Origin of the sequence: Paenibacillus sp. BC26, assembly GCF_900116125.1 — a bacterium.
In the GTDB taxonomy this organism is placed as follows: domain Bacteria; phylum Bacillota; class Bacilli; order Paenibacillales; family Paenibacillaceae; genus Paenibacillus_Z; species Paenibacillus_Z lignilyticus.
In genome coordinates this window covers 236,207-250,726 of the sequence record NZ_FPAD01000001.1, presented here as the reverse complement: position 1 = coordinate 250,726, position 14,520 = coordinate 236,207, and the positions used below count along the sequence as shown (strand labels likewise).

Below are 14,520 nucleotides of genomic sequence, written 5' to 3'. Positions count from 1 at the left end.
TCCAGAGTATAGAAAAACCCGGGGCCTCTGGAGAGGTCCCGGGTTGATCGTATGCAGGATGTCGATTCTTATTTCGCAACCAGGTGAGAATCGCCTGGTTTCCAGTTGATCGGGCACAGACCGCCGGATTGCAGAGCTTGCAATACGCGCAAAGTTTCTTCGACGCTGCGACCAACGTTGTTGTGGTTAACAACTTGGTATTTGACTTCGCCTTCCGGATCGATAATGAACAAACCGCGAAGCGCGATTCCTTCTTCTTCGATCAGGACGCCGTAGTCGCGAGCAACGTTCTTCGTGAGGTCTGAAGCAAGCGGAAAATTCAATTGGCCAAGACCGTTGTCATTAACCGGCGTGTTGATCCAAGCGCGGTGGGAGTGTTTGCTGTCCACGGATACGCCAAGGATTTCTGCTCCGATTTTGCCGAATTGACCGGCAGCTTCGCTAAGAGCTGTAATTTCAGTCGGGCATACAAATGTGAAATCCAGAGGATAGAAGAAAAGGACCAGCCATTTACCTTTGAAATCGGAAAGTGCTGCCGAGCTGAAACCCTGCCCATTACCCGTTGCTGTCTCCATCGAGAAATCCGGAGCAAGACGACCTACCAAACGTTCTGCCATTGTTGTTCCCTCCTGAGATTGCGCGATGCGTTCGGAAGAGGCTTAGGCTTGTACCCAATCACAACTGAACCGCTCGCCGCACAATTTTGCGCTTGCTGCGCTATCATGTGCTGCAATAAACCTCATTGTTGACAACAACGTTTAGCGTAATACCAACACCTTATTACAAAATCAAAATTGAAATTATTACTTGCTTATAATTATTCTATATTATTTCTTCAATGCTGCGATAATCAGATCGCCCATTTCAACTGTGCCGATTGCTTTGCTCTTATCGACAGCGATGTCGCCTGTACGGTGGCCAGCGTCCAGCACGGATTTAACTGCATCTTCGATGCACTGTGCTGCTTCTGCGTAGCCGAACGTCAAACGGTACATCAATGCAACCGATAGGATCGTTGCGATCGGGTTCGAGATGCCTTGGCCGGCAATGTCAGGCGCGGAGCCGTGTACCGGCTCGTACAAGCCGAAGCTGCCTTCGCCAAGCGAAGCGGAGGAAAGCATACCGATGGAGCCGGTCAGCATCGCTGCCTCGTCACTGATGATATCGCCGAACATGTTCTCCGTTACGATAACGTCGAAGCTCGCAGGACGGCGAAGCAATTGCATCGCGCAGTTGTCGACCAGTACGTGCTCAAGCTCCACATCCGGGTACTCCGGCGCGATCCGGTTTACTACTTCACGCCATAGACGGGAAGTTTCAAGTACGTTCGCTTTATCAACCGACGCCAACTTCTTGCGGCGAGTCTGCGCAATTTCGAAGCCTTGGCGAGCAATGCGCTCAACCTCTTGAACGTTGTATACGCACGTATCTACCGCTTCTTCACCGTTAGCACCTTCGCGGCGGAATTTCTCACCGAAGTAGATGCCGCCTGTCAGCTCGCGCACAACGATCAGGTCAGTACCTTCAAGCACTTCCGGCTTCAGCGTGGAAGCTTCCATCAAGCAGTCAAATACGTTCGCTGGGCGAATGTTGGAGAAGAGGCCCAATGCTTTACGAATACCGAGCAAGCCTGTTTCCGGGCGAAGCTCTTTCGGGTTGTTATCCCATTTCGGTCCGCCAACTGCACCAAGCAGTACGGCATCGGCATTTTTACAAATATCGAGCGTTTCTTGCGGAAGCGGAGTACCTTTCTCGTCGATCGCGATACCGCCGAACAAGCCATGCTCAAACTCGAATTGGAAGCCGAACAGCTCCTCTGTTTTCTTCATTACTTTAATCGCTTCGCCAACAACCTCCGGTCCAATTCCGTCACCGGCGATAACTGCAATCTTTTTCACGTCTGCCATGTCTGATTGACTCTCCTTTTATTCAGGACTTGAGAAGCAGCAGCTGTCGCCATCGTCGTGCAGCGCAGTAAGCATCCTCTATAGCCGTCCTTTGATTATGATTCTCAGTCTACTCCTAGTTGTACCACAAGTAGCGGACATTGACAAAGATATGAAAGCTATGACTTTTATAGGCTGAGCGAATAAGTCTAAAAAGATAGGCGCGCGATGGCCAATCCGCTTAGCTGATTTGGTGCATGTCCAACCCGCGATTGTTCGCGAAATGCAATCAGCTTAACTGACTGCTGCAGGTCCAGTTACTGATGATTTTTCGCCAAACCAATCCGCTTTGCCGAATGCTGCTTGTCCAACCACTATATTTCATGCAAACCAATCAAACAAGTCGAATGCTGCTGTCCAACTACTGATGATTGTTCGCGCAAACCAATCCGCTCCGCCGAATGCCGCGATAAAGTTGCTTCTCGAGAATTCTAACGAATCACAGAGGTCTTATTTGTGAGAATATAGCCCCTCAAAAATTCTAACGAATCACAGAGGCCTTATTTAGCCCAAAAAAGCCGTTTGAGGCGATGATTTGGCTAAATAAGACCTGTACGATTCGTTAGAGTTTATTTTTGATCAAAATGGGGCAAATAAGACCTCCTGGATTCGTTAGCGTTTCGGACAGCCAAATTCCACTCAAACGAGCTGAATGCTGCATAACCCAAGCCCGATTGTTCGTGCAAACCAATCAAACTTGCTGAATGCCGCATGTCCACTACCGATTGTTACGCAAACCAATCAGCTTAGCCGAACACCGCATGCCCAATTCCGATTGGACACGCAAACCAATCAGCTGCAGCTCAAAATAAATCATTATCCTTCGCTCGCTGTGCCGCTTCTTTGCTGCTCTTGCCGCCGAGCTTGCGCAGGATGTTATTCACGTGATTCTTGACCGTGCGCAGCGAGAGGAATGACTTCTCGGCGATTTGCGTCTGGCTGTAGCCTTCGTGAATCATCGACAGCAGCTGTACCTCCGATGGCGTCAGCATCCGCTTGAACTTATCCGTTTCGTACTCCCGCTCGAGCTTCTTGAGCCGCCTGAACTCTTCTAGCATCAGCCTAGCCGCAGAGCCGTCGATCGCCGATCGATCCTCGGCCGCTTTGCGTACCGCGCTTGGAATCGAAGTGAAGTCCGACTTCACCAAGTAGTTGACGGCCCCTGCACGGAACGCCTCCACGACAAAAGCGCGATCCTCCATCGAAGTGAGCATAATCACGCGCGCATTCGACGCAACAGACAGCTCCGCTGCCAGCCGTAAGCCCTCCGGACTGTCTGCCAGCATGATATCAAGCAGAATGACATCCGGATTCCGCTCAGCTACAACCGTGAGCGCCGCATCGGCATGATCCGCCTCGCCGACGACTTCCATATCAGGCTCACCGTTCAGGTAAGCGATTAATCCTCTGCGCCAGTCCGGATCGTCTTCAACCAGCACGATCGAAATTGCTCTTTCGCTCATCTCGCTGCTCCTTTCCCCCGTTTGACCGCTTTAAAATGAAACCGCACCACCGTGCCGACTCCCACCTCGCTGCTAATGCGCAGCTCTCCGCCTTGTCGGCTCATCAGCTGGGCACAGTACGCCAGCCCCAGCCCGAAATTCATCGATTTGCCGCTCTTGGTCGTGAAGAACGGCTCAATGACTTTCCTCAGATGAGAGCGCTCAATGCCAGCGCCTGTATCGCTGATCTCAATCGTGCTGCCGCGTTTGCCGCCGATTACGGTGACGGTTAATTCTCCGCCGCCGGGCATCGCATCAATTGCATTTTGCAGTACATTATGTATCGCTTCCGACGTTTGCTCCCCATCGGCAATCGCCGTTGCCTGCTCGTCGGAGTGCACGGTTACGGCAATGTTTCGGCTGCTCGTCTGCTGCTCTAGCATTTCCAGCTGACCGCGTACCAGCTCCGTCAGACGAACCTCCTGCGGCTGCAGTCGCAGCTCCTGCGTCCGTTCATGTACGCTGCGAATCATGGCTTCAATATGCCCGGCCGCTGTGCTGATCACGCTCAGATCGCTGCGCAATTCCTCATTTGCTCCGGCCTCGCGGTTCATTTTATCGGTAAACAGTTTGATTTTCCCGATATCATTCTTGATTGCATGATTCAGCATCGCCGTACCGCTCGTAATCGCCCGCAGGGAATAGTTCAGTTGCCTGCGCTCTATGAGCAGCTGAACCCCGAGGAAACCGAAGTTAAACAAAGCAAAGATAAAGATGGCAAATGCAACGCTGATCGGCCATACGTTATAACGCCAAAGTCCATATAGGCCGAACAGCGGCATAATGAAATTCATCGTCAGCGCGATAAGTACGGCGGGAAGCACCGCTAACAGCAGCACGGAATGTGCCCGCCGTTCCGCCGGATGCACATGCGACTTCGTCAGCACCAGTATCGCTCCGATCACAAAATACGGGATCGCCCATATGGCGAGTATATTGTAATGCACCGGATACGACTCCGCGATCGGCAGCGCAAGCATCCCAAGCGGCAGAATAGCCGCTGCTGCGGGCAATCTGCGCGAGAGCATCGCCGGTATTCGTTCCGAATTATAGGCTGCCCCGAAGCACAGAAATCCGAAGGGCAATCCGTAATAGCTTGTCCAGGAGCAGGTACGTTGAATGATTCGCAGTACATGCTCGCCCGATGCGTCGATATCTTGATTGGCCAGCATCGTGGTGATCCAGCCTTCCAGCACAGATGCCAACGCCCCCATGCCGCCGCAGAAGGCGACAAGGCTGAGCCAGCGGCCGGCAGCATTCCTCCGGTTCGCCGTTACCAGCAGCCCAGATGTAATCCATAGCACAATCCACACGAACAGCATCTATTTACGTTCCCCCAATCGGCAAAACGCTCGCAACCCAAACTGCAAGCTCAGGCTTCGGCGATGTCGATTTTTCTATAGTATAACATGGCTGATGCTGATTGGTTTGCGTAGCCAATCGGATACGCAGCATTCAGCTAATCGGATTGGTTTGCGTTTACAATCGAAGTTGGTAACCCCCTAACCGCAAAAAAAACGCCCTGACAGCCGATAATCAGCCGCCAGAGCGTCGGTCACTTCCATAAAACTAAATCAAGCTCATTTTGTCGCGTCTGCCCGGGGACTTCCGCTTCTCCACGAGTCGGTTCAATGCATCGATGTAAGCACGTGCGCTCGCTTCCAAAATATCCGTGCTAAGGCCGCGGCCTTGTGCGGATACTTCATCTTGCTTGAGCACGACATGCACTTCGCCAAGCGCATCTTTACCATGCGAAACGGATTTGATGGAGTAGTCCTCCAGCTCCACCGTTTCTGCCGTCAGCGCATCAATAGCGTTGTAAATGGCATCAACAGAGCCGTTGCCTTCTGCGGATTGCTCCTTCGCTTCGCCTGCAGTGCGAACACGGATCGTTGCATTAGGTACCGATTTGTTGCTATAGCTGACTTCGATCGTCTCAAGCGAATACACCTCAGGCGTATCGGTGAGCTTCTCTTCCAGCATCGCGCGAATATCCTCGTCCATGACGTTTTTCTTCTTGTCCGCCAAGTCTTTGAATTTCGCGAAAGCCGTGTTTACTGCTTCGTCATCAAGCTCATAGCCAAGATCAATCAGCTTCTCGCGGAACGCAGCGCGTCCGGAATGCTTGCCAAGCACGAGCTTGGAATCACGCAGACCGATCGACTCCGGAGAGATGATTTCGTATGTCGTTTTCTCTTTCAGCATGCCGTCCTGATGGATACCGGACTCATGCGCAAACGCATTCGCGCCTACGATGGCCTTGTTGCCAGGGACAACCATGCCCGTCAGTTTGCTCACAAGACGGCTTGTTTTCGCAATTTCCTTCAGGTTGAGCGACGTTGTCGCTCCGAAGTAATCCGCACGCGTAGCAAGCGCCATTGCAACCTCTTCGAGTGCCGTGTTACCGGCGCGTTCGCCGATACCGTTGATCGTACCCTCGATTTGATCCGCACCGTTTAGAATCGCTGCCAGTGCATTAGCTGTCGCCATGCCAAGATCGTCGTGGCAGTGCGCGCTGAGCTGAATTTTCTCGATGCCCGGCACCTGCTCCTTGAGCGTCTTGAAGATATGTCCATACTCGGACGGATTCATATAGCCAACCGTATCCGGAATATTAACAACCGTCGCGCCTGCACGAATCGCCATGTCCGTTACTTGACACAAGAAATCAAGCTCCGTACGGCCTGCATCCTCAGGCGAGAATTCGATTTTGCTAAAATATTGCTTCGCATAACGGATCGCACGCTCCGCTGCCTCCAACACTTGATCCTTCTCCATACGCAGCTTGTGCTTACGATGAATTGGGCTGGTCGCAAGGAACAGATGGATGCAAGGGTCTTGAGCGCCTTTCAGCGCTTCAACTACCGCATCAATGTCCTGTTCGCGGGAACGCGACAGGCCGATGACAGAGGCATTCTTGACGGCACGCGCAACGGCGTTAACCGCTGCAAGATCGCCCGGAGACGCAGCCGGGAAGCCGGCTTCGATCCGATCGACGCCAAGCTTCTCCAGTTGGTACGCAATCTCAACCTTTTCCTTCGTGTTGAGGTTAACGCCCGGAGATTGCTCACCGTCACGAAGCGTCGTATCGAAAATATAGATTTTACGCATTAGCTACACCTCGGACTCAAGAATAATCCCGGATAGCGAAACGGCCCTGACGCCTCCAGAGCGGAGACGCAGGGACCGGTCACTTTATCCGGGTATGCATATTTATACATTCAACCACAGAATGCCGCCTTCCAAACCAGTTGGAAGGCGAGTCGATCTGCATAACCGGTTACGCGGATAATGCCTTATTATTTCTTGATCCAGTGCATCAATTCACGAAGTTGACCGCCAACCACTTCGATTGGGTGTTGTGCTTCGTTACGGCGAGTTGCCGTCATGAATGCATTGTTGGATTGGTTTTCCAAGATGAAGTCGCGAGCGAATTTACCTTGTTGGATATCGGTAAGAACAGCTTTCATAGCTTTCTTCGTCTCGTCAGTTACAATGCGAGGACCTGTTACATAGTCGCCGTATTCAGCTGTGTTGGAGATGGAATCACGCATAGTGGAAAGGCCGCCTTCATACATCAGGTCAACGATAAGCTTCAGCTCATGCAGACACTCGAAGTATGCCATTTCTGGTGCATAACCTGCTTCAACAAGCGTTTCGAAGCCTGCTTTAACAAGTGCAGTTGCGCCGCCGCAAAGTACGGCTTGCTCGCCGAACAGATCTGTTTCTGTTTCTTCGCGGAACGAAGTTTCGATAACGCCTGCACGAGTACAGCCGATACCTTTTGCGTATGCAAGACCGATTGCTTTTGCGTTGCCGGTAGCATCTTGCTCGATTGCGATAAGACCAGGTACGCCAAAGCCTTCAACATAAGTACGACGAACCATGTGGCCCGGGGACTTAGGAGCAACTAGCAATACATCCGTGTCTTTACGAGGTTTGATTTGGCCAAAGTGAACGTTGAAACCGTGGGAGAACATCAAAGCTGCGCCTTGTTTCAGGTTCGGCTCGATTTCTTCTTTGTAAACGCGAGCTTGCGTTTCGTCAGGCATCAAGATTTGAACAACATCAGCAAGTTTTACAGCTTCGCCAACGGACAATACTTCAAAGCCGTCGTTTTTAGCTTTCTCAGCAGATTTACCAGCGCGAAGGCCGATAATTACTTTCAGACCGCTGTCGCGAAGATTTTGTGCTTGAGCATGACCTTGGGAACCATAACCGATAACTGCGATTGTTTTGCCTTGCAGAACGCTTTGGTCTGCATCTTTCTCATAGTACAATGTAACTGCCATGTGAATGTTGCCTCCTTTAATTTAACCCTTTTGAGCGGGTGTTACAGAAGGGACTTGATCCGAGACTAACCGATTACAGGCAATGCCGCGCCGGTGCCCTTACTCTAACCCCCGCTCAAAAGCGGTGTCGACCTTATGATTTGGTCTAAAGATGTACTTACATTAGGTTACCTATGATCTAGTTATCTAGCGTTTCCACGGACCATTGCCGTTACGCCCGTACGAGACAGCTCGCGAATGCCGTAAGGCTTAAGCAGCTCGATCATCGCATCGATTTTCTCCGAATCGCCTACTACCTGCACCATCAGCGACGTTGTGCCGATATCGACAACGGCGGCGCGGAAGGTTTCTACCACGCCTAGAATTTCAGGGCGGGACGTTGGTTCCGCACTTACTTTAATCAGCGCAAGCTCGCGGCCAACCATCGGATTGGCGCTCAAGTCAACGACTTTAATCACGTCGATGAGCTTGTACAGCTGCTTGATGACTTGCTCAAGCATCTTGTCATCGCCTGTAGTGACGATGACCATGCGGGACAAGCCGGCTTCCTCGCTCGTCCCCACCGTGATGCTTTCAATATTGAAGCCGCGGCGTCCAAACAAACCGGAAACGCGCTGAAGGACGCCTGGCTGATCGTTTACGAGAACTGCTACCGTATGTCTCTTCATCATTCGGAATCCCCCATTAGCATTTGGTCAATTGTGGAGCCTTGTGTAACCATCGGATACACATTCTCATGTTTGCGAACGACAAACTCCACTACTGCCGGTCCCGGATGATTCATTGCTTCTTGCCAAACGGCACGTGCATCTTCTTTATTGGAAGCGCGGAATCCGCGTACGCCGTAAGCTTCAGCCAATTTCACGAAATCAGGGCTGCCCGAGAGATCAATGTGGCTGTAACGGTTGTCATAGATCAGCTCTTGCCACTGACGAACCATACCCAGCACCTGGTTGTTAATGATAACGACCTTGACCGGAATGTTGTTAATGGCACAAATCGCAAGCTCTTGCGCGCACATTTGCATACCGCCGTCACCGTTAATGGAGATAACGAGACGGTCCGGATTCGCCATTTGAGCACCGATTGCCGACGGGAAACCAAAGCCCATCGTACCAAGTCCGCCGGAAGTTACCCACGAGCGAGGTTGATTGAATTTGTAGTACTGCGCTGCCCACATTTGGTGCTGGCCAACGTCAGTCGTTACGATCGCTTCACCCTTCGACTCTTGGTAGAGCATTTCGATAACCCATTGCGGTTTCAATTCTTCATCGGAATCCGTGTAGCTGAAAGGAACTTCCTTGCAGGATTTAGCAAGCTGCTCCCGCCATGCATCGGCTTTCTCCGCATATTTCACTTCTTTGTTCGCGATTTGAAGAACCGTCTTCACGTCGCCAACGATCGGAATGTCTGTCGGAACGTTCTTGCCGATTTCCGCCGGGTCGATATCGATGTGAACGATCTTCGCCTTCGGCGCGAAGCCGGACAGTTTGCCCGTTACGCGGTCATCGAAGCGTGCACCGATATTGATCAGCAAATCCGCGGATTGAATGGCTGTATTGGCTGTGTAGGTACCGTGCATACCCGGCATGCCGAGCCACAGCTCGTTACCGCTTGGGAATGCGCCCAGTCCAAGCAACGTCGTCGTAATCGGAATACCCGATTTCGTAATGAACTCAAGCAATTCCTCATGACCGCCGGAGTATACAACGCCTCCGCCTGCCAATACGATCGGACGCTCCGCTTCCGTGATCGCTTTAATCATTTTTTCAACTTGCAGTTTATTCGGCGTAACCGTTGGGTTATAGCCGCGGATGCTAACTTCCGTCACCGGCTCGAACATCGCAAGCTCGGCGGATACATCCTTCGGAATATCGATCAATACGGGACCTTTACGGCCGGTATTGGCGATGTGGAACGCTTCGTGAATGATACGAGGCAAATCGGCAGCCTTGCGTACCAGATAGCTATGTTTCGTAATCGGCATCGTAATGCCGGTAATGTCAGCTTCTTGGAAAGCATCCGTACCGATAAGTGAAGTCGCTACGTTGCCGGTAATGACGACAAGCGGCACCGAGTCCATATACGCAGTTGCGATTCCTGTGACGAGATTCGTAGCTCCCGGTCCCGATGTTGCGATACATACGCCAACTTTTCCGCTAGCCCGCGCATAGCCGTCGGCCGCATGAATGGCGCCTTGCTCGTGACGGGTCAGCAGATGCTGAAAATCCGAAAATCCGTGCATGGCATCATAAATGTACAACACAGCTCCGCCTGGATAGCCGAACACGCACTCCACATCCTCCAGCACCAAGCTGCGAAGCAAAATTTCTGAGCCGGTAATGACCTCCGGTTTTCTCAGGTTTTCCTTAATTTCTTCTTTTGACCTTAACGTTGCATGTTGAGCGACCATTAAGTCGTCCTCCCTTCCTAGGTGAAACGAGTTAGATATTAGAAAAACAAAAAAACCTTTCGTTCCCAGACGTCTATTGCGTCTAGGGACGAAAGGTTTAGCTTCCGTGGTACCACCCAAATATGTCATTCGCCTCACAGCGAATAACCTCATGAGGTAAGAACGAACCATCGTTCATTACCTTGGCACAATAACGTGTGCCTTACGATTTCCCCTAATACGATCGTCGATCTTTTCAGGGAAACAGCTCCGAGGTGAGCTCGTTGGAAAGGGGTATTGGCGTCGGTTTCAGCAGATCCGATCGCTCTCTGGAGCAAAAGAGCCCTTAACACTTCGTCCTCTTCATAGCCGTTTACTTATTAGCTTATCGTTTATTATATGCTCCCCAATTTCATTCGTCAAGGACTTGCTACAGCATAATTATAAAAAGTTATGTATACGCGATTCTTAGGCGCGCCGCGCCGCTATTTGCTACATAAGATGAAGAATCATGCGCCAAGGTAATCAGCCGCCGCGCAAAACGATATCAGCTTTAGAATTCACGGAAAGCAGGATGCCCTATGATTCGAGCAAGGCAAGCACGCATCGATGACGATGAGATTATCCGTTTAATTAAGACCGAGCTTATCCCGCTCTCGTATACAGCTTCGCCCAGAGATGCCCAAACCATTCGCGAGCTGCCCAAACGTTTAAGCGACGGCGTCTCGCTTGTTTACTCCCGATCCAAAAGAAGCATACCGCTTGGATTCATCCATTACTATACGCGAGGCGACATGCTCCTCTTCGACATGCTCGTCGTCCATCCGCAGCATCGCGGCAAGCAAATCGGCACGCTGCTCATATCCAAAGCGGAAACAGCCGCCAAAGAAAAGGGCTGCAGCTACGCCAGATTGTTTGTCGATCACGGGAATCCAAAAGCCCAGCGGCTCTATTCGAGGCTGGGCTATCAGACCATTCGCTTCATTCATCAGGTTCGCTGCTACGAAATGGTTAAATCATTAGCAACCTAATTCGCTGCTTCCGTCATCATTAATAGTATGGAGTGTTATTGTAACCGGCAATCGGCTGGCAATCGCAGCCGCCCGGGCCGCCAAAGCCCGGTCCGCCGAAGCCTGGGCCGTAACCCGGGCCGCCAAAGCCTGGACCGCCGAAGCCCGGTCCGTAGCCAGGACCGCCGAAGCCGCCGCCCCAGCCAAAGCCGCCTCCGGCAAATAAACCGATCGCAAGCAGATCGAATAATACAAGTGCTATGATCGCTCTTGTTTGAACTTCTTTACCATTGTTAAGCGGCATAAGCTGCAATTGATTTTGATGGGCGCGAACGAGTTTACCGGTGACGACAGAGCCGTCTTTGCGAACCGCATAGACGGTTTTGCCGACCATCTTCTGAACTTGTTCTTTCGTAACGCGTTGCATAAGGATTTCCCTCCTTAACATAGCTTACAATGCATGTGGTTTGCCTTCGGCGACAAATGCTCATGAAGGTCATTTGTCTCGGAAGTATAAACGGCGTTGTCCTATACTCTATTCACTAGCATCCGAATGCGATTGTACCGCTGTCCATATAGAAAAAAAACAAAAAAAGCGCCCTTCCGCTGGTGCGGGAAGGCGCTTTTATCATAAAACGGTAATCCGAAGACTACGCGTTTACTTTTTGTTTTGCAAGGTTTGCAAACGTGTTGAACGAGTTGATGTCGTTAACTGCAAGGTCAGCAAGCATTTTGCGGTTTACTTCGATGCCCGCAAGCTTCAAACCGTACATGAATTTGCTGTAGGACAGGCCGTTTTGACGAGCTGCAGCATTGATACGAACGATCCACAGTTTGCGGATGTCGCGTTTGTGTTGACGACGGTCACGGTATGCATAAAGCAAGGATTTCATTACTTGCTCTTTTGCTGTTTTAAACAGGCGATGCTTTGAACCGAAATAACCTTTTGCTAGCTTCAAAATTCTTTTACGACGACGTGCGCGGACGAATCCGCCTTTAACTCTTGCCATGAGTAGAAACCTCCCGAGTAATAGTTATACGAATTAGATCGATCTAATTAACCTTTGATGTTTGCCAGGCCTTGTTGCAGACGTTTGAAATCGCCTTTAGCCAAGTTTGGTTGAGTGTTAAGAACACGCTTCTGACGGGACGATTTGCCGGAAAGAAGGTGGTTTTTGTAAGCTTTGTAACGAATTACTTTACCAGTACCCGTAATTTTGAAACGATCTTTCAAACTGCTGTGAGTTTTCATTTTAGGCATGTGGTGTTCCTCCTCAAAGAATGTTAGTTTGTCGGTTTCGGTGCCAAAATCATAATCATACTGCGGCCCTCAAGTTTAGGAACACGCTCCATGACGCACAGATCAGCAACCTCTGTTGCAAGCCGATCAAGAATCTTCTGACCGACCGAAGCATGTGTAATTTCACGTCCGCGGAAACGGACCGAACATTTCACTTTATCGCCTTCACCCAGAAACTTTACAACATTGCGGAACTTTGTTTGGTAATCGTTCTCGTCGATGTTGGCACGGAACCAAACTTCCTTCGTGTCTACAATCTTCTGATTCTTGCGAGCTTCTTTTTCTTTCTTTTGCTGCTCATAACGGAATTTGCCATAGTCCATAATCCGGCACACCGGCGGTTTCGCTGTCGGTGCAACGTTCACTAGGTCCAAGTTCAAATCGATTGCCAATTGCAGTGCCTCGCGGAAAAGCTTGATGCCTAGTTGTTCGCCTTCAGCACCGACTACACGCACTTCTCTGGCCCGAATTTCATCGTTGATTTGATGTTCCCTGCTAATAACCTGCCACCTCCAAAAAATTATGAATCACGCAAGCAAAAATCAAAAAATGCGGATCCGCTCGGGACCCGCATTCCAATAATCAAGATTGTTGGCTGTTCAAGCAGCGATTAAGCTGAAGCCTGTTCCAATCATCGATCGCGAACCATTCGGCCATCGCCGAGTAGGTGAGAAGCGGGTGCCTCTACTTGTGCGTATACATGTGTGAATAATCTGTAAGACATGTTACTGAAACACTATAGCATAGCCCATTCAGGTATGTCAAGCTTCAATTGGCGAAGCTGACCGGAAGCTCATTAGACCTGTTTGCTCTGCACTTCTTCCAAACGAAGAACACGCGTATGCTGCGTATGGCTCCATTGTTTGTTGTTTTGCGTGAAGAACGCGTAGCAAGTAATCGGCAGCCAGGAAAGCTGGAAAAACACCATCGAGATCAAATGCGCGTACATTTTCCATGAGCGAATGCCTTCAAGCATCATGACGAGCGGGAACATCACTACAGTGGCAAGAATCGCAACACCCGCTACCCAATACGGCAGGTAGTAGTAGATGGATGAAAAAGCATTCTCCGCCGGAATAATATTATCCATCCACAGCAGCGCCGTAACCAGGAAGCCGATGAATGTGTTGTATACCGAGATGGAGTACAGCGCCGCATCGAACTTCACGAAGCTGCGTTCTTTAATACTTGCCCAAAGCAGCGGGAAGAAATAACTGCGAGCTACGGTAAAGTGACCTTGCATCCAGCGCAGACGTTGTCTGGAAGACGCTTTGAAGCTTAGCGGCTTCTCGTCGTACACTTTGGCATCGTAATTCAAGACCGGATGAATACCGCGTTTCACGCAGCGCATCGAGAACTCCAAGTCCTCAACGAGACTGGTTGCTCCCCAGCCCATTTCCTTAATCAGCGCGGTATCGAAGCACATGCCCGTGCCGCCAAGATAGTTGGCCATGTTCAAGTTTCTGCGGGACAGCTGCCACAACCGGTTGCAATACCAGTAGGTAATGGCATAAGAAGCCGTAACCCAAGAATCCGTCGGGTTCTTCGTATCCAAGTAGCCTTGGATAACCTTATGACCTTCGCAAAGATCATTGTTCATATGAATCAAGAAGTCATTGCCGACCAGGTTATCTGCGTCGAACATCACGATGGCATCATACTGACGGGGCATGGCCCACAATTCCTTCAGCATCCATTCAATCGCATGGCCTTTACCGCGCAGATGCGGGTTCTTACGCTCACATGCTTGCACGCCATAGCTGCGTACGATCTCTGCCGTGTTGTCCGTGCAGTTGTCGCAAATGACGAAAATATCGTAAAGTTCCTTCGGATAATCCAGCTTTTTTAAATTTTCAACAAGCGCTCCGACTACCTGTGCTTCATTGTGCGCAGCGACAAGCACGGCAAACGACTTCTGCGGTGCGTGCTTTACTTCCTTACGTTTCCTTACAATGCCGAACAGGGAAATGCTGAATTGGTACAAACCGACAAAAGCCAAAAAGATTTGAAACATAATAATGATTGTATTAACCATTATTTTTTACTACCCCCTTGAGACCCCATTTTTTATATTCTCT

14 protein-coding genes are annotated in these 14,520 nt (G+C 50.5%); 1 reads left to right on the top strand and 13 read right to left on the bottom strand.

The window, feature by feature from the left end; genetic code table 11:
- Positions 1–68: 68 nt before the first annotated feature.
- The 8 genes from BM412_RS01155 to ilvB form a co-directional block, all read right to left on the bottom strand.
- Positions 69–617 carry a peroxiredoxin gene (locus BM412_RS01155; protein ID WP_091212704.1) on the bottom strand — a complete coding sequence of 183 codons (549 nt, stop codon included), beginning with the start codon at positions 615–617 and terminating at the stop codon, positions 69–71.
- 210 nt (positions 618–827) lie between these two features.
- Entirely contained in the window at positions 828–1,907 is a 1,080-nt protein-coding gene (gene leuB, locus BM412_RS01150) for a 3-isopropylmalate dehydrogenase (protein ID WP_091212701.1), read from the bottom strand.
- An 842-nt stretch (positions 1,908–2,749) separates the two neighbouring features.
- Positions 2,750–3,409 carry a response regulator gene (locus BM412_RS01145; RefSeq protein WP_091212698.1) on the bottom strand — a complete coding sequence of 220 codons (660 nt, stop codon included), beginning with the start codon at positions 3,407–3,409 and terminating at the stop codon, positions 2,750–2,752.
- Positions 3,406–4,770 (bottom strand): sensor histidine kinase, encoded by a 1,365-nt coding sequence (locus BM412_RS01140; RefSeq protein WP_091212695.1) that lies wholly within the window; start codon positions 4,768–4,770, stop codon positions 3,406–3,408. The genes BM412_RS01145 and BM412_RS01140 overlap by 4 nt, the downstream gene beginning before the upstream one ends.
- A gap of 247 nt (positions 4,771–5,017) precedes the next feature.
- On the bottom strand, positions 5,018–6,559 hold the full coding sequence (locus BM412_RS01135; protein WP_091212693.1) for a 2-isopropylmalate synthase: 1,542 nt from the start codon (positions 6,557–6,559) through the stop codon (positions 5,018–5,020).
- 188 nt (positions 6,560–6,747) lie between these two features.
- Positions 6,748–7,740, bottom strand: a complete 993-nt coding sequence (gene ilvC, locus BM412_RS01130; protein ID WP_091212692.1) for a ketol-acid reductoisomerase — start codon at positions 7,738–7,740, stop codon at positions 6,748–6,750.
- A gap of 182 nt (positions 7,741–7,922) precedes the next feature.
- Complete coding sequence (ilvN, locus tag BM412_RS01125; protein ID WP_091212690.1) at positions 7,923–8,411, bottom strand: acetolactate synthase small subunit; 489 nt, start codon at positions 8,409–8,411, stop codon at positions 7,923–7,925.
- Complete coding sequence (ilvB, locus tag BM412_RS01120; protein ID WP_091212686.1) at positions 8,408–10,153, bottom strand: biosynthetic-type acetolactate synthase large subunit; 1,746 nt, start codon at positions 10,151–10,153, stop codon at positions 8,408–8,410. The genes ilvN and ilvB overlap by 4 nt, the downstream gene beginning before the upstream one ends.
- A gap of 560 nt (positions 10,154–10,713) precedes the next feature.
- Here ilvB and BM412_RS01115 point away from each other — a divergent pair.
- The gene (locus BM412_RS01115) at positions 10,714–11,163 is read left to right on the top strand and encodes a GNAT family N-acetyltransferase (RefSeq protein ID WP_091212684.1); all 450 of its coding nucleotides are present in this window, start codon (positions 10,714–10,716) and stop codon (positions 11,161–11,163) included.
- 19 nt (positions 11,164–11,182) lie between these two features.
- Here the strand turns inward: BM412_RS01115 and BM412_RS01110 are convergent, their stop codons facing one another.
- The 5 genes from BM412_RS01110 to BM412_RS01090 all read right to left on the bottom strand — a co-directional run bounded on the left by BM412_RS01110 (position 11,183) and on the right by BM412_RS01090 (position 14,477).
- Positions 11,183–11,569, bottom strand: a complete 387-nt coding sequence (locus BM412_RS01110) for a hypothetical protein (protein WP_177245600.1) — start codon at positions 11,567–11,569, stop codon at positions 11,183–11,185.
- 223 nt (positions 11,570–11,792) lie between these two features.
- Positions 11,793–12,152: a 50S ribosomal protein L20 gene (gene rplT / locus BM412_RS01105; protein WP_090977446.1), complete on the bottom strand. Its 360-nt coding sequence runs from the start codon at positions 12,150–12,152 to the stop codon at positions 11,793–11,795.
- Between the two features lie 47 nt (positions 12,153–12,199).
- Positions 12,200–12,403 carry a 50S ribosomal protein L35 gene (rpmI, locus tag BM412_RS01100; protein WP_090576365.1) on the bottom strand — a complete coding sequence of 68 codons (204 nt, stop codon included), beginning with the start codon at positions 12,401–12,403 and terminating at the stop codon, positions 12,200–12,202.
- 23 nt (positions 12,404–12,426) lie between these two features.
- Positions 12,427–12,924 (bottom strand): translation initiation factor IF-3, encoded by a 498-nt coding sequence (infC, locus tag BM412_RS01095; RefSeq protein WP_143111540.1) that lies wholly within the window; start codon positions 12,922–12,924, stop codon positions 12,427–12,429.
- Between the two features lie 314 nt (positions 12,925–13,238).
- Positions 13,239–14,477 carry a glycosyltransferase family 2 protein gene (locus BM412_RS01090; protein ID WP_091212675.1) on the bottom strand — a complete coding sequence of 413 codons (1,239 nt, stop codon included), beginning with the start codon at positions 14,475–14,477 and terminating at the stop codon, positions 13,239–13,241.
- Positions 14,478–14,520: the final 43 nt, after the last annotated feature.